Origin of the sequence: Aquabacterium parvum, from assembly GCF_001447195.1 — a bacterium.
In the GTDB taxonomy this organism is placed as follows: Bacteria; Pseudomonadota; Gammaproteobacteria; order Burkholderiales; family Burkholderiaceae_C; genus Aquabacterium; species Aquabacterium parvum.
The window spans coordinates 1-273 of sequence record NZ_LFRI01000222.1 but is presented as its reverse complement, the minus strand read 5'-3'; the positions used below and the strand labels follow the sequence as shown (position 1 = coordinate 273).

1 protein-coding gene is annotated in these 273 nt (G+C 59.7%); it reads left to right on the top strand.

Features of this window, described 5'->3' with window-relative positions; translation table 11 throughout:
- Positions 1-48: 48 nt before the first annotated feature.
- A complete protein-coding gene (locus ABG80_RS23755; protein ID WP_268760951.1) occupies positions 49-171 on the top strand; it encodes a hypothetical protein in 123 nt (40 codons plus the stop codon).
- The last annotated feature ends 102 nt before the right edge of the window (positions 172-273 follow it).

Below are 273 nucleotides of genomic sequence, written 5' to 3'. Positions count from 1 at the left end.
AAACGGCTCTGAGGCCTTTTTTGGTGACTTTGACGGTGAAGAACGGTGATGACCTGGCTGAACGCTTTAAGCACCTTCATAGAGCCCAGCGCGAGCTATGGAAACGCCGGCAACGTGGTCGCGGCTCTGTGCTCGAAGGTGTTGTGGGCGCTGTTTGGTCATACGAAGTGAAGCGGGGAGACAACTCGGGCCAGTGGCACCCGCACCTGCACATGATCGCCTTGGCCGAGGTCGAGCCCAGCCAGGAGCGCTTGTCGCGGGATTGGCACCAGA

Coding starts and splice junctions, on each gene's coding strand:
- ABG80_RS23755 (WP_268760951.1), top strand. CDS start 49: ATGACCTGGCTGAACGCTTTAAGCACCTTCATAGAGCCCAGCGCGAGC.